At 65.5% G+C, this 20,985-nt stretch carries 1 protein-coding gene; it reads right to left on the bottom strand.

All coding sequences use genetic code 11. The features are described from left to right. Nucleotides 1-36: 36 nt before the first annotated feature. Complete coding sequence (locus WIMU1_RS10200; RefSeq protein ID WP_062796890.1) at nucleotides 37-20,976, bottom strand: non-ribosomal peptide synthetase; 20,940 nt, start codon at nucleotides 20,974-20,976, stop codon at nucleotides 37-39. Nucleotides 20,977-20,985 lie beyond the last annotated feature (9 nt).

The following is a 20,985-nucleotide window of genomic DNA, read 5'->3' as shown; positions in this document are numbered from 1 at the left end:
CTCCATTCTTGCTCCGGAAATGTTCCGGAGTGTTTATCAAAAGGTCTTTGAGCTTCGGGTATCAGAGATGAACCGGCGCAACCGATCTCCCCAATCCGCAACGACGTCGTCGTCAAGCATCTCTCGATGCCCCTTTATGGTCGATGAATATTCCACCTTTCCAACGATGTGATGACGCCAGTTAAAGGTGTCTAGATTGCCGTCCACCCCTGCCTGCAACAGCAAAGCATCCGCGTGTACCTGTCCTTGCGTCGGGCTCGCAAGATGCTCGGTGGCGGTCGCGCCCGACTTCAACATGCCTCGTACGTCGGACTTTTGGATCCCCGGCCACAACGGCGCCACATCGACGGCGTGATCGACGAGCTCGTCCACCGTCGAGAAACGGTGGTTGATGCTGAATGCGTAGCAGAAGTCGTCGATCGACTCTTGTAGTGACATCGCTCCCGTGATGTAACCCGGCTCTGGTGTCGGGCCCGAGTCGAGCAGCGTCAGGCTGATCAGTTTCGAGTCGCTCTGCTTCTCGATCAGTTTGGCGAGTGCAAATGCGAGGTGCGCGCCGTACGACCAGCCGAGCAGATGGATGTCGCCACCATCGGCCTCACGGTCGATGAGGTCGAAGTACCAGCGCGCCGTCGCATCCAGATCGCCCATGTCCATCTCGGGATCGAACAGCGACACGTTCTGCAGCCCGTACACGGCCACGCCGTCCGGTACGTGGGCCACCAAGCGGTCGTACATCACGGCTGATCCCGACGCGGGATAGGCACAGAACAGGTGCTCGGTGTACGCGGCCCCGGCCGTCGGAGAAAGCCTCAGCAGCACAGAGTCCCGCAGATGATCGGTATCCGAGTGATCGGTGGACCGGTCGATCAGGTTTGCTATCGACGACACCACCGGGCTCTCGAAGATGTTGCGAACACCCACCTTCACACCGAACTCCGCAGCTATTCGCGATGCCAGCCGCACGGCGGTGAACGAATGCCCTCCGAGATCGAAGAAGTTGTCGTCGGCCGACAGTTCGACGTCGCCGAGTCCCAGCACCTGCGCCACCAGTTCCCCGACGGCCCTTTCGGTTCCGGGTGACAGAGTCCGTCCGTCACGGCCGTGCCCGCTCACCTCCACCGCGGGAAGAGCGGAACGGTCGAGCTTTCCGTTGGCCGTCACCGGCAACACGTCGAGCATGGTGAACGCCGTGGGCACCATGTGGGCCGGCAGTCGAGAACCGCACCAGTCGCGCAGATCATCGTCGAACGCAGCCGGGTTGTCAGTGACCTCGCCCGTTGTGTAGTACGCGGCCAGCGTCTTTCCCGACGATGGGTGGTCGACTGCGATCACGGCGGCCGATGACACCCGGGGGTGGCCGTCCAGGATTGCAGCGACCTCGCCGGGTTCCACACGCTGGCCTCGGATCTTCACCTGGTCGTCCACGCGTCCGACGTACTCCAGCACACCATTGCCGTCGGCTCGCACCAGATCCCCTGTGCGATAGAGGCGTCCACCGCGTCCGGTCGGATCTGCGATGAACCGCGATGCAGTCAGCCCGAAACGATCGTGGTAACCACGGGCCAACTGCGCGCCTGACAGGTACAGTTCGCCCACCACACCTGCCGGGGCCCGTCGTAGCCACGGATCGAGCACGAGCACAACGCAATTGGCCACCGGCCATCCGATCGGGACAAATCCTTCACGTTGTTCACCGGGTACCGCTCCACAGTCGAAGTACATCACCTCGCCCGATTCCGTCGGCCCGTAGATGTTGAGGACGTTGGCGCCCAGTGACGACTCGATCGAGTCGGCCAGACTCCAGCGAAGTGCCTCACCGGCGAGCAGGACCTCGGCCACCTGGGCCCCGGCGTCCGCGTCGACGTTCTCCACGAGGATGTCGGCCATCGACGGCACGAAGTTCACGCGTTCGATGTCGTGGCGGGTCACCGCGTCGACGATCTTCCACGGATCGCGATGATCGCCTGCCGCGAGAACCACCACGGCGTGCCCCTCCACCAGCGGCGAGAGCAGTTCGGGCAGCGACACATCGAACCCGATCGGCGTCTTGACGAGAATCGGCCCGGTCAACGGGTACCGCCGGCGACCCCATTGCAACCGGTTGGCCAGCGCCCGGTGCGAGACCACAACGCCCTTGGGCTGCCCGGTTGTCCCCGAGGTGTAGATCAGATAGGCGGCGTCATCGGCGAACAGAGGTCGGCTCCGGTCGTCGTCCGTGATCGGCGCATCCGATTCCTCGGCGCTGCTGCCGATTGCCAGGACGTCGATCACCGGGATGTCGGCGGTACCGGCCGAACCGTTCCAGTCCGGCGAATTGGTCACCGCCACAGTCGGAGAAGAGTCCTCGAGCAGGTAGGTGATCCGCTCGTCGGGGTAGGAGGGATCGATCGGCAGGTAAACGCCGCCGGCGCGCAACACCGCAGCCATCATCACCGGCAGCCATTCGTCCCGTTGCGCGACCACGGCGACGTGGTCGCCGACGTGTACGCCCGCTCCGATCAGATGGCGGGCCAACCGGTTCACCCGGCCGTCGAGCTCTGCGAACGACCACTCGATCGCGCCGTGTACAACTGCGATGCTCGAGGCGAATTCAGCTGCAGCGCTCCGCAACAACCCGTCGACCGTGACTTCCTCGTGGACGGTCGTCGCCCCAGGGGCCTGAGCGGATCGGGTGATGTCGACGTACTCGACAGGTACCAACTGCGCAGCAGCGAGCGAGGTGTCGAGATCCTCGGCCACCACTTCGAGTACCTGCACCAGTGTCTCGATGAAACGCCTGATCGTCGATTCCTCATAGAGGTCGACCGCGTATGCCAGGTTGGCTTCGATCCGCTCGCCGTCGTCGACGAAGAAGACGTCGAGGTCGGCCTTGACCACTCCGAGACTGCCACCCAGTGGATCGAGCAGGCCCAGGCCGGCTTTCGCAAGGAGATCACGCTCGTGCGATCCGCTGGACTGAGCGACATAGCTCACCAGCACCTGCACCAACGGGTTCGCGCCGGCGACGTGAGCGCCGTTCCCCGCGGCGACGATCTGGTCGAACGGTACCCGCTGGTGTTCGAACGCGGTCAGCACGTTGTTCCTGGTGCGCTGCAGCACGGTTCGGAAGGTGTCCTGTGGAAGCAGGCGATGCCGTATCGGCACCGTGTTGACGAGATAGCCGACCGTATCGGCGACGGTCTCCTCCGATCGGCCGCCCGTCGGCGATCCCAGCACAAGATCGGTGCCTGAACCCAGCCGGTTCATCGCCACGGCGACCGCCGCGTGCAAGGTCATGAACATCGAGACGTCCAGCCTCGCCGCGGTCTCGCGGACGCGCGACACCAGTCCGTCGTCCAGCGAGATCTCGAGGTCGATCCCCTTGAAGCTCTGCCTGCTCGGCCGGCTGCGATCCGGAGGCAGGGTGGACAGTTCCGGTGCACCGGCCAACTGGTCGTTCCAGTAGCGCACCGACTCGTCGAATCGACCCTGGTCGAACAGCGATCGCTGCCACACCGCATAGTCGGCGAATTGCACTGCGAGAGGCTCGAAGACGGGTGCCTCACCGCTTCGACGTGCGCAGTAGGCATTCCAGAGATCCCCGGACACCGAGCCGATGGATCCCTCGTCGACAAAAGCATGGTGCAACGCCAAGCCCACAACGAACTGGTCGTCGCTGCGGCGCATGATCACGCCTCGCAAGGTCGAGTCCGCAGCAACGGACAGTGGCCTGCTGCCCCATTGCTCGATGAGCGCAACCGTCTCGTCGTCGCTGCATCCGACTGCGTCGACGTGGTCGATCTGCAGCCACCGCTCGACCGAATCCGGCGGCGTGATGACCTGCACGATCGAGCCGTCGTCGGCCTCTGACAGTCGGGTTCGCAGCGGCTCATGGCGGACGACGAGGTCACGCAGGGCGGCGGACCACGCGATGGGTTCGAGACGGCCGGAGACGTGCCACAGGATGGTCACCGTGTAGGTCGACCCCGCACCCGCCATCTCGTCGATCACCCACAGTGCCTGCTGCCCATAGGAAGCCGGGATCTGGTCCGGCCGCTCGATCTCGCCGATCCGCGGCAGTCCGGGTGCCTTCTCGACGTCGCCAGGACTGTCGTCGCCGTCGATGGCGGCCGCCATCTCCGCCACTGTCGGGTGATCGAAGATCGCACGAACGGAGATCGGTTGACCCAGTGTGTTGCTCAAGCGTCCGGCCAGACGCATCGCGAGCAGCGAATGACCACCCATGTTGAAGAAGTCCGCATCAATCGACACCTGGGATATCCCGAGGGTGTCTGCGACCGCGGCAGCGATCGTCTTCTCCAACTCGGTTTGGGGCTCCCGCGCAACCTCTTCTGCCAGTTCGATCTCGGGTAGAGCGCGTACGTCGACCTTGCCGTTCACCGTCAGCGGGATGTTCTCGACAACCCCGATGGCCGAGGGAACCATGTAGTCGGGCAGCCGGGCCGCGAGATGATCACGCAGGTCGGAGACCTCGATCGTGGCCTCCCCCGCAGCAACGACATAGGCGTGCAACGCCTTACCGGACGAACTCTTGCGGACCACAACCGTGGCGCGCGACACGTCGTCACGATCGACGAGGGCACTGGCGATCTCCGCCGGTTCGATGCGGAACCCGCGGATCTTGATCTGATCGTCCGAGCGCCCCAGGTACTCCAGCGACCCATCTGGCTGACGCCTCATCAGGTCGCCGGTGCGGTACATCCGTTCGCCCGACCGCCACGGGTGGGCGATGAACGACGCGGCCGTCAGATCAGGCCGACCCTGGTAGCCCCGGCCCATTCCGGCACCGCTGAGATACAACTCGCCCGCCACGCCGTCGAGCACCGGGGTGAGCGACCGGTCGAGCAACAGTGCCATCGTGTTGAAGATCGGCTCGCCGACATTCGGGCGGTCACTGTCGGCGAGATTCGCGCCGAGCGCGTTGATCGTGTATTCCGTTGGGCCGTAGAGGTTGTACGACCACAGACCGGGCCGCTCACGCAGCGTCGCCCACAACGTCTCCGGGACCGCCTCTCCTCCGAGCGAGAAGAACGAGATGCCGTCGTAGCCGGGTTCGGTATGGGTGAACAGGCCTGATTCGACCAGGAGTTCACCGTAGGAGGGCGTGACGTCGAATCCGTCGATGCGGTTCTGCGCGTAGTAGGACAGCAGCGCAGCAGGATCTTTGCGCATGCTCTCACTGATGACGTACACCGAATGTCCGTCCAGCAGCCAGAACAACTGCTCCCACGAGGCATCAAACGAGAACGACGTGGTGTGCGCGATCTTCATAGGCGCGCCGCCCCGGCCTTCGGTGGCCGGGCGGAAGATGCGCTCGACGTGGTTGTAGAACATGTTGATCAATCCGCCGTACGGGACCGCAACACCTTTCGGCGTACCGGTGGAGCCCGACGTGTAGATGATGTACGCCAGGCCGGCTGGATCGACAGCGCGCTGCACCGTCTCGGGCACCGGTGTATCGGCCCCGGACAAGGTCTCACCCACGAGCAGCAGTTCGGGTGCGGTCGCGGGAAGGGATGACGCCAGCATCGCCGAGGTGCACACGATCGAGGACTCTGAGTCATCGAGGATGTATCCCACCCGGGCAGGCGGCAATTCGGGGTCGATCGGCACGTAGGCAGCGCCGATCTCGAAGACGGCGAACATCGCGATGGCCATGTTGTGGTCGCGCTCGAGGTACAGGGCGACCCGGTCCTCCGATCCAATGCCCCGTCGGACCAGTTCGGCCGCCAACGTGCGGACGTGCGCCGACATCTCCTCGAACGTGAGGCGTGTCCGGCCCGACACCAACGCAGTCCGGTCGGGATGTGCCTGCACCTGACGGGCCAGCAGCGATGCTATGGACTCCGTCGGGATGTCCTGGCGCACCAGACCGGCGGTGACACCGGCAACAGACTCGTCCTCGGACAGGACCGAGATCCTGGCCATCGGCGCATCCACATCGTCGACGAATCCGCGCACGACTCGCACGAACCGTGCCATCAGGGTGGTGACCTCGTCTGCGGCGAGAAGGTCGCTGCGATAGGCACATCGGAGATGGATGGTTCGGCCGGGGTGACAGGCGATCGACACCGGGTAGTGCGTCGCGTCCTGCAGTGACACATCGTCCACCGAGACCGAGCCGTCCGGACCGATCTGCGACCATTGCGCGTCGGTGTCGATCCACTGGTGGTTCTGCATCACGAACAGCGTGTCGAACAGCTGGTCCACGCCCACCGCGCTGTGCAGTTGCGACAGCTGCACATAGGGGTGTTCGATCGTCTCGAGCTGGCTGTGCTGCTGAGCGCGTAGGTGTTCACGGACCGTGTTTCCCGGGCGCACCGTGGTGCGCACCGGAACCGTGTTGAACAGCAGACCGATGATCTGGTCGGAGTCCTGCAGATCCGGGCTGCGGCCTGAGGCCACCGTGCCGAACACCACGTCGTTCTGGCCCACGAGCTTGCTCAGCAGCACACCCCACGCTGTATAGAGCAGTGTCGCAACAGTGACGCCGGCGTCAGCTGCCACGGCGCGTATCGAAGCCGACAGCGTCTCGTCGAGATCCATCTCGTGGTCCCGCGCATGCGAGGCGCGGGCGGGCTCGGTGACGCCAGGACGGATCAGGGTAGGCGATTCGATGCCGCCCAATTCGCGGGCCCACACTGCGTAACCTGTTGGGGTGTCACGGGTCTGGAGCCATTGCAGATAGTCCCGGAACGACGGCTCTGCAGGGGTGATCCGATCGGGCACCACATCGGCGGCGACGTCGATCTCGTTGTACAGCCTGAACAACGCCTCCAACATCAGGCCGCTCGACCAGCCGTCCATGAGCAGATGCTCGAAGACGACGGACAACGTCCACCTCTCGGAGTCGTTCTGCAACAGGGCGAACCGCATCAGAGGCGGAGCGTCCGCGGCAAACGGCCGGCGACGTTCGTCCTGCAGGATCGAGTCGCGCCCGAGCCGGGCGGTATCTGCCTGCCGATACCAGGTCCAGGGCACCTCCACCTTGGCCTGGACGATCTGGAAGGTGGATTCACCGTGCACATGGAATCCGGCCCGCAGGTTCGGGTAGCGGTACAGCAATGCCGTGACCGCGGCGTGGAACCGGTCCGGATCGACGGCGCCGACGAAGTCGATCACGAACTGTGACGAATAGACGTCCGTCGAGTCGGCAGCCTCCGCCGTCAGCAGGTGGAAGAGCAGACCCTCTTGGAGCGGACTGACCGGAAGGATCTCGGCGACCTGGCCGAACGTGGCCGACAGTTCTTCGGTGAGGTTCGCACCGACCTCCACCAGTTGCGGCGCGGCAATCTGTTCGTACACAACACCGTCGGCCCACGGGTCGGGTGAGGTCAGAAGGCCGACCACCGATCCGGTCGCTGTCAGGGCGGCCGCAACTCGTTCTGCCAGGACCACCGCATCAATCGGCAGCGTTGTCACGACGTCCACGGCCACGGCCACCCCGGAACTCTCCGTACCGGCCACGACCACATCGAGCACCAGCGCATGGACTCCCGGTGATGCGGTGATGCCCGGCGCCACAGGAGAACCCGCGTGATGGAGCCGTATCAGGATCTGCGCCTCGGGAAGGTCATCGAAGACGCCGATGGTCGCAGGACTGTGGTCGCGCAGGATCAGATAGCCCTCTGCCTCGGCAGGGGTCATCGCCAGAGCGTCGTGGGTCTCGTCGGCGAGATCGCCTGTTTCCGAGGCCCATCGGACCAACACGGGGAACGTCCGCCGCGCTCGCCCGATGATGTACTGCCGTATGTCTTCGCGCGACGGTTCTTCGATGTCGATGATGACACCTTCGGAGACGAGGTCCGCAGGGGTCAGGACATCGATGGAGCAAAGAGCCTGCACCGTCGACGACACCACCGACGCACGCAGGTCTGCCAGGTCGACCGGTCCGGTTGCGGCATCAACATTCACGACACTGCGTCCCATGCGCGGGTCTCGGTCATCGAAGGCCAGGGTGATCGGATCGGCGATGTCGACATCATCTGCGAAGGCCAGCCATCGGTCACTGTGGTCGTCGACGCGGTCGCCCGCTGCGTCACGCTCGGCGTCGATCAGGCCGGCCGGTGGCAGATCGATCTGCAACCGATCCGCATCAGGGGCGTGCAGTACCGCAAACAGAAGAGTCTTGACCACGCCGACCGATTCGAGGTCGAAGCGGCCGTCACCGGGCACCCGGATCTCGAAGTCGTCGGCGTGCACGCCGTCGGAGGTCGAACACACGATCAACGGAGTAGTCGCTGCCGGTCGCGGTCCGTCCCGATCCACGGCAAGCGGCATCTGCACCACACCGGACCCGGTCAGGCCCCACCCGAGGAGCCGCAACGCGGCCACACGTACGTCGCTGACGCTGAACAGGGAGGCGGGCAGCCGGACCCTCTCAGAGAGAACGGCTTCCGCCTTATGGTCACCTGTTGGCATCCCGCCGAGTCGCGACCGCTCGGGTGCGATGTACTCCGAGCACAGTTGCTGCACTGTCGCCGTCGGCGACTGACTGCCGGCGATCAGCAGGAATGCGCTGGTCGCCATCAGGTTCTCGATGGTTGCGGGCTCGAACAGGGCCGATGCGTAGCTGAACCACAGAGTCCAGGCGCCGTCGTTGTCGATGATGGCAACGGTGAGATCGAACTTCGCAACCGACTCGGAGCGCCCGGCATCGAGGACGTCGATCGCGCGACTGAGATATCGGTGGGACTCATCAGGTGCCGCTGCGCGGTACGCGGTCAACACCTGAAAGACCGGCGATGTGCTCTCGGCACTCACGCGAAGACTGGGTGACGATGCCACGAACTCGAACGGCACGTCTCGGGCGTCGAGGGATTCGAGCAGGAGCCGGCGCGATTCGGCTACGTTGTCGGAAAAGCTCGCGGATGGTTCGGTCGACACCGGCACCGGAACGGTGTTGAGGTAGTACCCGATCGACTGCTCGGCATCAGGCCCCTGGCGCAGTGTCGCCGGCGTGCCGAAGACGGACCTGTTCGCGGCGCCGTGCGATGCCAACGCCGCAGACAGTGCGGCGTTGAGGAGCATCAGCGGCGTGACACGACTCCGGGCGGCGAATTGTTGTACCTGTTCGACGAGTTGTTTCGGCACAACACATTCGGCTTCCGCCGCCGTCGATGCCGCTAGCCGGCCGGGGCCCGCGTGGTCGTAGGGCAGGTACGGGTACACCACGTGGTTCGCGAGCCGCGTCGTGACCCGCTCGATGAGGGCGGAGCGCCCGCCCGCCGCCGAGTCGAGCACGGACCGTTCCTGGATCGCCCAGTCGGCGAACTGCCGCAGACGTCCCTGACCGTCGGCAAGCTGTTGTCGCGCAGGGTCATCGCCACCCTCAGCCCGCAGAGCGAGGTCGAGATCGGACAGGAAGACGTCGAAAGACGTCTCGTCGAACACGATGTGGTGCCCCGCCACCAGCAGCCACTGACGACCGGCACTGCGCAGATGCACGAACTCGACAAGCCACTCCTCCGAGCCGTCCCGTGGCCGTCCGAGGCGCTCGCCGGCCGTGCGCGCAACGTCAGCCTCCGCTACGTCAACGACGTCGTACGGAACACCGTCCGCGTCGCGTGCGTCACGGATGACCTGGACCAGATCTCCCGCACGCCAGTCGAAGTGAGTCCTCAGCGCTTCGTGGCGCCGCACCACCGACACCACAGCCCGTCGCAGGGTCTCCGCATCAAGACCCGGGTCCACCTGTAACGCATCACCGATGACGTACTGGCTGCTCGGCCCGGTTGCCTGGCCGATCGCCCAGAGCGCCTGCTGGCCATACGAAGCCGGGATGTGCTCCGGCCGTTCGATCTTGCCTGGCTGCGGATGCGCGGCCGGTGCGGCGGTCTTCATCGCTGCGTCCACCGCGGCGCTGAGCTCGGCAATGGTCGGGTGATCGAACACCGACCGCAACGTCAGATCAGATCCACACCGGTCGTTGAGTAGCGCGACCAACCGTGTTGCCGTCAGCGAGTGCCCACCGAGGGCGAAGAAGTCGTCACCGGCGGCCATCACGACGTCGGCGTCCACCCCGAGAACCCCTGCGACCGTCGTCGCGACCACACGTTCTGTATCGGTTTCCAGCTCGCGTCCCCGGCCGCTCGAGACACCCACGTCCACGGCAGGAAGGGACCGGCGGTCCACCTTGCCGTTGGCAGTCGTCGGCAGCACGTCCAGACGCATGAAGACGGACGGCACCATGTGTGCCGGCAACCTGGCGCCGACCCACTCGCGTAGTTGTTCCGCGAACAGGTCGTCGGACAGATGGGCACCATCGCCGAGTGCGGTCACATACCCCGCCAAAGTCACTCCGGCGACCGGATGTTCGACCGGCACCACTGCGGCGGATCCGACCCAGTGGTGGCCGCCCACCACCGCGGCGACCTCGCCGGGTTCCACCCGCTGGCCCCGAATCTTCACCTGATCGTCGACACGTCCCAGATACTCGAGAAGGCCATCGGCATTCCATCGGGCCAGATCGCCCGTCCGGTACATGCGACCACCAGAGCCCCGTGGGTCGGCGACAAAGCTCCCGGCCGTCAGGCCGGGGCGGCGGTGGTAACCACGCGCCAATTGCACGCCCGACACGTACAGTTCGCCGATGACACCTGCCGGCACTCTCCGCAACCACGAATCCAGCACGACGGCAGTGGTGTTGGTGAGCGGACGCCCGATCGGAAGGGTCCCGTCCGAGTAGTCGGCGCCGGGGTCGAACTGGCCGAGTACGACCTCGATCGTCGCTTCGGCCGGGCCGTAGATGTTCCATGCCCTCACACCAAATCTCGTGTGGAGGTCACGGGCAAGCGACAACGGCACCGCTTCGCCACCCAGCGACAGGACATTGGGCGCCAGCTCCGTCAGGGTGCCCTGCCGCAGCACCTCCTCCATGAGCGACGGGGTGAAGTCGATCCAGGCGAAGTGGTTGTTGTTCAACAGCTCAGCGATATACGCCGGGTCTGCGAACTGGGTGTCATCCAGATAGTGCACAACACCGCCGAAGGCCAGCGGCCAGAACAACTCTGCCGCCGCCGGATCGAAACCGATTGCCGTTCTGGCCATCACGACATCACCGGGAGCCAGTTCGCAGAGGTCTTGGCGGCGACGGATCAGCTCACCGAATGCCCGGTGCGTGATGTCGACCCCTTTGGGTCGCCCGGTGGTGCCCGAGGTGTACACCACGTAGACCGAGTCGTCGGCATGTAATCGACGCGAGCGTTCGTCATCGCCGACGGGCGACGGGTCCATGATGTCGATCCGCGACGTCACCGCTGGATCGGCCAGATCAAATGTGTTGGTGTGGCCGTACATCGAGCCATCGTCGTCGCGACCGGCGGTGATCAACACTGCAGCGCCGCTGTCTTCGATCAGAAACCGGATTCGATCGAGTGGGTAGGCGGGGTCGATGGGGACAAACGCGGCGCCGGCACGCACCACCGCGGCCATGGCAAGGGGCAGCTCCGGGCGCCGGTGGATCAGGACCGCCACACGGTCCCCGACCTCGACGCCGGAACGGATCAGCTGGCGGGCCAGCCGGTTGACACGCTGATCGAACTGCGCCGAGGTGTAGGTCCGTTCTCCGAAGACCAGCGCAGGTTCCGACGGAAACTCACTGGCGGCGGCCTGGAGCATGGCGTCCACGGTCGGGTGCTCGGCAGCCAGGTTTTCGCTGCGTCCGGCATCCTGCAGCGGCACGGGGCCGAACTCGACAGCGCTCAGCGGCTTGTCAGGAGCGTGGACCATCACGTCGAGGACGGCGGTGAACACGTCGACAAAACGGTCGATGGAGGCCGGTGTGTACAGCTCGGCGGCGTACGAGACACCACCCGTCAGAACGCCGTTCAGCACTTGGAACTCGAGTTCCAAGTCGGCCTTGACGGTCTTCAGGACACCGCCGACCCTCTCGAAATGGGACAGGCCGGCGGGCTGGAGGGTGTCGTCTCTGATCTGCTCGTGCTCGGTCACGAAGTTCAGCAGCACCTGACACAGCGGGTTCGCTCCCGGAATCCGGCCGACGCGTGATGCCGCCACAACCCTGTCGAAAGGGATCAACTGGTGGTCGAGAGCTCCGAGCACTGTTTCCCGGGTGGCGCTCAAGAACTCTCTCGGCGTCCACATCGGTTGCAGGCGGTGCCGGACGGCCACGGTGTTGATGAAGTAGCCGACCGTGGACATGACTGCCGCGTCCGGACGTCCCGCGGTCGGCGAGCTGAGCACCATGTCCGAATCGGCCCCCAGCCTGTGCAAGGTCAGAGCGACCGCGGCGTGGACGACCACGAACATCGAGGCATCGGTGTCAGCGGAGAGCTGTTGCAGGGCAGCGGTTGTCGCCTCGTCGGCGACAAGTCCGTTGTAACCGCCCTGGAAGGTGGGGGTTGCCGGCCGCGGCCGATCGGGCGGGAGGGTGGACAACTCGGGCGCCCCAGCCAGGGTATCGGCCCAGTACTGAGTGCCTCGCTCGAAGGCAACGGTGTCGACGAGCTGCTGCTGCCACACCGCGAAGTCCGCATACTGCAACACAACCGGCGGCAGAGCCGGTTCCCGATTCTCGCTCAGGGCGCCGTATGCTGCCCAGAGCTCGCTCGCGACCGTGGACATCGACCACTCGTCGACAAACGCATGATGTATCGCAACCGCGAGGATGTGGCCGCCATTGTCACGCGGTGCGACGAGCGAGCGGATCGGCATGTCCGTATCGAGGGAGATCGGACTCTGTACCCAGTTCTCCACCGTGTCCCAGTCGGTGCCGACATCGGACCCGTCCAGGTGCAGATGGTCGGTGGTCAGCCACCGGCCTACGGAGTCTGCGGGTTCCACGATCTGGACAAGACCGTGTTCCCCGGCCTCCACCAACCGGGTCCTCAGCGCCTCGTGGCGGCGGACGACCACTTCGAGGGCTCGTTCCCAGGCCGCCTGGTCGAAATACCCCTCCACGTACCACTTCACCGGTACGACGTACCGGCCGCTCGCTTCCGAGAGGCCCTCGATGGCCCAGAGAGCCTGCTGGCCCGAGGAAGCCGGTATGTGCTCCGGGCGGTTCACGGCAACGGGCCGAGGCAACGCCGAAGAATCACCGGGGCCACCCGCCGCATCCACTGCCCCGGCCAGGCCGGCGATGGTGGGGTGATCGAACACCGAGCGCAACGTCAATCCCCGGTCGCATCGCGCGTTGAGCAACGCGATCAGCCGGGTTGCCAGCAGCGAGTGCCCGCCCAGGACGAAGAAGTCATCCTCGGCCGACAATTGGACTTCCCCGAGCCCGAGGACGTCGGCCACCAGCGCGGCAACGGTGTGTTCGGTCTCCGTCGACAATGGACGGCCACGTCCACCGCCTGCCCCCAGATCGATTGCCGGCAGCGCACTTCGATCCAGCTTCCCGTTCACGGTCACCGGGAGCTCATCGAGCCGAACGAACGCAGAGGGGACCATGTGGGCGGGCAATCGCGACGCTGCCCACTCTCGCAGTTCGTCGTCGAACCCGTCGGCCACCGACGCGACAGCGTGGGCGTCGGACGTCTCGGTGCCGGCTTCTGTGTAGTAGGCGGCGAGTATTGTGCCCGACACCGGGTGTTCGACCGCCACCACGGCCGCGGACGAGATGCGTGGGTGCGAGCCGAGTACCGCAGCCACCTCACCGGGTTCCACACGCTGGCCCCGGATCTTCACCTGGTCGTCGGCACGGCCCGAGTATTCCAGGACCCCGGTGGTGGACCACCGGACGAGATCGCTTGTCCGATAGATCCTCTCGCCCGAGCCGGCTGGGTCGGCGACAAACCGGGATGCCGTCAGACCGGATTGCCCACGATAGCCGCGAGCCACCTGGACACCCGATACGTACAACTCACCGACGACACCGACGGGTGACGGCCGCAGCATCGGATCAAGCACCAGAACAGCCGAATTGGCGACCGGGAGGCCGATGGGCGCCGAACCGTGCCCGTCCGGCGACAACAAATGAGTGGTCACGTCACCGGCGACCTCGGTGGAGCCGTAGAAGTTCGTCACCGGCGTATCCGGCCACGCGGACGTGAGCTGCTCGACTGTCGGGACATCGAGTCGCTCCCCCGACACCGTCAATCGGCGCAGGCTGGCTGGTGACGCGCCGGACGCCGCGATGTTGCGAGCCAGGGACGGAACCATCACCACATCGGTGACACCCGCCCGCGCGCACAGCTCCGACAGTTGTGCGGGGTCTTTCGCCTCGTCTGCGGTCGCGACGATCAGCTGGCCTCCGACCACAACGATGTGCAGCATCTCGGTGAGTGCGTCGATGAAACCGAGACCGGATTTGGCAACGCCGACCACGTCGTCGCTGTCGCCGATGAGATGCGCGCCCCAGGTCAGGCGGTTCACCAGGGAGCGGTGCGACACTTCCACACCCTTGGGTGCACCCGTGGTGCCCGAGGTGTAGATCACGTACACCAGGTCACCGGCCAGCAACGGCCGGTTTCGTTCCGATTCCCTGATCGGTTCGCCGGACACCGCAGCGATCATGGTGAGGGTCAACTCATCCCGGAGGTTCACGAGTCGTCCGTCGCCGATCAGATCCTCTTCGCCACCCAGGGAGTCGGGGGCCACCGTGCTCAGGATGGCGGTGGGTGTGCACTCGGCCAGGATGTGGTCCCGGCGTCGCCGGGGATGCTCGGGATCCACCGGGACGTAGACCGCACCCGCACGGATGATGGCCGCAACGCAGATGGGTAGCCACTCGTCGCGACCACCGATCAGGGCCACTCGGTCACCGACCTGGACACCGGAGACGAGCATGTACCGGGCCAGCCGGTTCACCTGCGCGTCGAACTGCGCGTAGGTCATCTCAACAGCCCGGTGGACCACCGCGGTCTGGTCATGATGGGACTGTGCAGACGCGACCAGCAGCGAATCGACCGTCGTGTCCGGGGGTACCTGCAACGCGGGTCCAGCCGAGACCTGCTTGATCACCGAAGCATCCGAGGCGCCCACGGTGTTCAGTCGCGCGATCTGTGTGTCTGTCCCCGTTCCGAACGCCTGGAGAACACGGGTGAAGATGTCCAGGATCCTGCGGGCGGAATCGGCGTCCACGCCGGTGGGGTGGTAGGACAACTCGACCGACAATTCGGCGGCGGGAACGACGCGCAGCGTGAGCGGATAGTTCGTCGAATCGCGCCACTGCCGTAGCTCAAGATTGAGACCGGTTGCGCGTTGCAGTTCACCCAGCACGGTGTCGTCGTTGACGTAGTTCTCCATCACCACAAGCGTGTCGAACAATGCCGGCATCGCGCTGAGACGGTGAATGTCGGTGAGCGAGACCTGATGACCCTCGAGCACCGCCACATTGAAGGCGTGCACGGTGTCGAGCACTGCATCGACTGTCATGTCGGGTGACACGGTCACGACCGTGGGAATGGTGTTGACGAACATTCCGATGGCGGTGTCGATGCCGTCGACGTCCACGGACCGCCCGGAGACCACCGACCCGAAGACCGTTGTCGCCGAGCGGGTATGGATCTGTAGCGTCAGCGCCCACGCGGCCTGGACGACGGTGTTCAGTGTGATCGATCTGCGCTTGGCGAGGTTCGCGAGCTCGGCGGTCACGGGCGCGGAGAGAACCGTCTCGGCAGTGTCGGGGAAAGACGTGTCGTCCGGTTGCCAGCCACCGGCCACCAGGGTCGGTTCGGTGACTGCGGACAGCGGGCCCTGCCAGACATCGATGGCGTGCTGCGCGTCCGACTCCGCCATCCGGCGCACGAAACGGAAGAACGTGTTGTCCACCTGCGAGGCAACGGTTTCGGGCGCTTGGTAGGCCCGCAGCAGGTCTTGGACGAGCAGCGGAGTGGACCAACCGTCGAGTACCGCATGGTGCGACGTGAGGACAAGAACACCCGCTTCGTCGGCGGTGAGCAGGAGCGTCAGACGAATGGGTGAGCCATGCTCTACATCGAAGCCCCGCGCCCGGTCGTCATCGATGAACGTCGCGGCATCGTGTTCCGGATCCGCACTCGCCCGCAGGTCGATAACCGTCAACGGCTCGTCCACGGTCACCGGGATGACGGCGACGGGAGTGCCGTCGTGAGCGGTCCGCACAGCCATCGTCAGCTGCGGATACCTCGTCAACACCGCTCGCCATGCGGCGCGGAGCCTGTCAGGCTGCACACGGCCGGCAACGTCGCGAACGTGTTGCGCCGTATACAGATCGACGCCGCCGGACGCATTGAGGGCTGAGTGGAAAAGGACACCGCGCTGGGCCGGCGTCAGTGGGTGCACCCCGAGAAGTTCCCCGTGCTCGCGCTCCCACGTCGAGATGTCGACCGCCGACACGTCGACCAGGGGAAAGTCGCTGGGCGAGTGTGCCACAACCGCTTGCGGTGAGGTGGCGTACTCCGCGAGTGCCGCCAGCGCCGTGGTCCATCGGTCGGCAAGTGCACGCACTGCGGCTTCGTCGATGACCGACTCGACGTAGGCGAAATCTGCGTGCAGCTCGACTCCGGAATCGGAGACGACTGCCCTGGCGGTGATGTCGACGACCGCCGGGGCCGGCATCTCGTCGGCCGCATGCAGACCCAATCCCGCTGTCTCCGGGGCGGATTGCCATGGCAATTCACTGTCGACGCCACCAACACCGGCACCTCGGAACTGGCCGAGGTAGTTGAACGCAATCTGCGGGTGGTCCAGGGCGGTGAGCCCAATCGCCGGTCCGGTGGCGAGGTGGCGAAGAACTCCGTAACCGATGCCCTTGTCGGGTATCGAGGAAAGCGTCTCCTTCACGGTCAGGACTGCATCCAGCGCGCGCTTCCCGTGCAACCCATCGGCTTCGGATCGTCCGAACTCGCTGCGAGGCAGCGGAAGCCGCACCGGGTACCACGATGTGAACCAGCCGACTGTCGTCGACAGATCCGCGCCGTCGACGACTCCCTCTTCGCGGCCGTGACCCTCCAGCCCGATGACCATCCCGTCGTGCGACAACTCATCACGATCGGAGAACAACTGGGACAGCGCCGCGGACAGCGCGCCGAGCAAGACGTCGTCGACGGTTCCCGCAGCGATCCGCGGGACGTCGGTCAGTACCGCGGACGCGGTGAGCGCGGAAATCATCACACTCACGCGCCGCACATGCGCACAGGTGTCACGCTGCGGATCGAGATGCCGATGCCCGAGAACGCCCTCGGTCTGCCCCGCCATCGCCAGCCACAGCGGTCTCTGAACATCGAAAGCGCCTGCGGCGGCCTGGCTTGTGAGCGCTTGGGCCCACGCCGCCAGCCCGGTGCCTGCGGTGGACAGGCCGACATCAGGCGAGCGCACATCGGAGGACGACGCGGCAGCCAGGTCGTCGGCGAGAATCCGCCAGGAGACCCCGTCCACGACGAGGTGATGGATCACCATGACGAGGCGCCCTGTGGCGCTCGCTGAATCGGTGATCCACCGCGCTCGCCACACGACGCCTGCCGCCGGATCCAGCGCGCCCGCGAGGTCGGTCGCGACTTCTCTCAGGTGCTGCTGCCACTTCTCGGTGCTCCACCGATTGAGCTGTCCATCAATGCCCTCGTCACGATCGAGCCTGTCTGCCGCATTCGCGCCGACGGCACCGACCTCGAGTTGGCGTGCTTCGCCCGATCCGACGACCCGCGCGCGCAATGCCCCGTGTCGTCCGACCACTCGGTCGAGCGCGTCGCGGAGCCGCTCCCACGTCAGATCCTCGGGGGTCACGAACACAAATGTCTGTGCGAAAGAATCGAATCCGGGTACATCGATCAGGCGATGGGCGATCGGCATCAACGGAGCCAGGCCGCCGTGGCCGCCTCCCGCCGCCAGGTCCCGTCCGAAGATCTCACGGCCATCAACCGCAGGAACAGCCGAGGCCGCGATCGCCGCTACCGTGCGTTGCTCGAACACCATCTTGGCTGTGGTCACCAGTCCTGCGCGCCTGGCTCGCGATACCACCTGGATGGAGACGATGCTGTCGCCACCGAGGGCAAAGAAGTCGTCGTCGGCCGACAGTTGGGTCGCCGAGTCGAGGCCGAGTACGTCGAGGAAGACAGCCGCGATAGCGCGCTCTGCGGCGGTGCTGACTTCACGCCCGTGGCCGCTGCGCGCGCCGAGATCTATTGCGGGAAGCGCTCGGCGATCGAGTTTGCCGTTCGCTGTCATCGGCAATGCGTCCACCCGGACGAACACCGACGGCACCATGTGGGCGGGCAGCGCAGTCTCGGCCCAGACGCGCAGTGCGGCGTCGAGTGGCTGTCCTTCGGAGTCGGACTCGACCGCCGCGCAATAGTAGGCAGCGAGAACCGTTCCTGCTGCGGCATGTGGGTTCGCGGCGCCACTCGATTCGGCACCCCGATCGACGGCGACGACAGCAGCAGCCGTCACATCCGGATGCGATTGCACAGCGGCGGCGACCTCACCCGGTTCGATACGGAATCCGCGGATCTCGACCTGGTCGTCGATGCGGCCCAGATACTCCAGCTCGCCCGCGACGTTCCACCTCGCAAGATCGCCGGTGCGGTACATACGGGTTCCGGACCCGTTCGGGTCGGCGACGAATCTTGTTGCGGTCAGCGACGGACGACCGCGGTATCCGAGACCGACCTGCGGTCCGGCCACATACAGTTCTCCGACGACGCCGATCGGCGTCGTCTGCAGATGAGGGGTGAGGACGTCGGCACGCAGGCCGGGCAGCGCCCGCCCGATGACCGACGCTCCTGCGACATCGCCGTGCGACGACACCACGGTGTGCGTGACGTGCACCGTGGTCTCGGTGATGCCGTACATGTTGATCAACGTCGGCGTGGTCGGGTGGCGATCCAGCCATGGCGCGAGTCTGGCCGCATTCAGTGCCTCGCCGCCGAACACGACCGTTCGCAGTGCGAGGTCTGGGCTGTCCGTCCGGTGCTGTTCGGTGTCGATCAGTGCATAGAACGCTGACGGTGTCTGATTGAGAACGGTGACCCGATGCCTGCGGATCGCATCTCCGATGAGGACCGGATCGCGCAGGACATCCTGGCCGACGACGACAAGCGCAGCCCCGGTGGTCAGTGGCACCCACTGTTCCCAGACGGAGAAGTCGAAGGCGTACGAGTGCAGCAAGATCCATACGTCGTCGGCGCGGAAGTCGAAGTGTGTGGCGGCGTCGAACAATGCGATGACGTTGGCGTGACTGACCATGACGCCCTTCGGACGACCTGTCGTGCCCGAGGTGTAGATCAGATACGCCGCATCTCCGGGGAGCAGTCTGCGTGTTCGGTCGGCGTCGCCAACCGGTTCCGCCGACACGGTGTCGAGGTCCCGCACCACCGAAGGGTCCGCGACGTCGATGAGCGGCGTCCCCACGACTTCGGCGAACCGCCCGATGTCGAGAGCGTCGCCACAGTTCGTCAGCACTGCACTCGGTGCGGCGTCCTGCAGCAGGAACTCGATCCGGTCGTCTGGATAATCGGGGTCCACCGGAACGTACACAGCGCCCGCGCGCATGACTGCCGCGAGCATGACGGGCAGCCACTCGTCGCGCACGGCCATCACCGCGATGCGGTCGCCGGTGCGCACACCCGATGAGAGAAGGTGCCGGGCAATGCGGTTCACCCGAGAATCGAACTGCGCATAGGTGAGGTGCCGATCATCGACGGCCACCGCGACACGCCCCGGATGCTCCCTGGCTGCAGTCTGCAACAGCTCGTCGATCGTCACCTCGCGGCTGACCTCGGGTTGCCCGGACACCCACTCCGACAACAGGTCGGTGTCCACGGGGTCGGCAGGAGCCAGTGCGCGCAGACGATCGTCGGCCAACAGCGACGACAGCCTGCGGACTGCGCTCTCGATCCTTCGCAGATGCATCCGCAGTTCTGATTCGTTGTACCGGGTGGGGTCGGCCTTGAGTTCGAGCGCGAACCCCTTCACCTTGTCGTTGTAGACGAACAGATTGAGGTCGTCGGCCGGCCCGGTGCCGAGTTCCTCGGTGACCGCGACCGTTCCCGCGAAATCGGCGTGGTAGTCGAACACGTGCAGATTGATCTGCGAGAGAGCAGGTTTGACGCCGTCGGACACCTGGGCGAGGCGCTCACCCCGGTAACGCTGATGGCGGCGCACGCCGCCGAGTGCGGCCGCCGCACGGGTGATCCACTCGCCCACGTTGTCGCGTGGGTCGATCTCCAGCGACACGGGCAGAACATTCACCTGCATCATCGGGGTACGCAGGCCCACCCCGCGCCGAGCCATCATCGGGATTCCGATGGTCGCCTTGGTACTGCCCGACCGATTCGAGTCGTACCAGGCCCAGAGGGCGATCATCGCCTCACCCCAGGTGGCGCCGACCGATCGAGCCAGTTGGTCGACCCTGTCGATGACCTCCCGGTCGATCGACACGGACACACCGATGGGCATGTTCTCGCTCGGCGACGCCGGCACCAGCGACGCTGCGGAATCTGCCTGCGATTCGGCGAAGGCACTCCAGTACTCACCATCGCGCTCGGCGACATCGCTGCGCTCGTATTCGTCCTCGGCCGTGATCATCTCGGCCACGGTGCCGAACGTCGACTCCGGTACGGCCGCACCCCGCGACAGCGCGGTGTACACCTGCGCCACCCGACGGGTCAGCAACGACAGCCCATACGCATCGAGCAGTATGTGGTGCGCCTTGAACTCCCAGACGATCTGCCCATCGTCGAGCGACCACACCGTGGCGGCGAACAAGGGGCCCTCAGCGAGGGGTAGCGCCTCGGACATCCGCGTGCGCGCCTGTGCCCGAAGTGAATCGGCGGTGCCCACGTGGTTGCGCACCGCGATCAACGGCGGGGCAGCCGGCACCTGGATCGACTGCAGCGGTCCCTGCGGCCCGGTGTCGAAACGGCACCACAGGACGTCGGCGTCGTGAACGGCGATGCCCACGGCGCGAGCCAGGATTTCGCTATCGCACCCCGCGGGCAGCCACAGGAGCTGCCCGATCGAGAACACCGGCGACCGAGGCGCCAATTCCTGAGCGAACCACACGCCCCATTGCGCACCCGAGAGCCTCATGCCACGTCC

It is taken from the genome of Williamsia muralis NBRC 105860 (genome assembly GCF_001598915.1).
GTDB lineage: Bacteria > Actinomycetota > Actinomycetes > Mycobacteriales > Mycobacteriaceae > Williamsia > Williamsia muralis.
This window is presented reverse-complemented; position numbering and strand designations above follow the sequence as displayed.

Bases quoted from the DNA above. Each gene is read 5' to 3' on its own strand.
- WIMU1_RS10200 (WP_062796890.1), bottom strand. From the start codon at position 20,976: ATGAGGCTCTCGGGTGCGCAATGGGGCGTGTGGTTCGCTCAGGAATTG.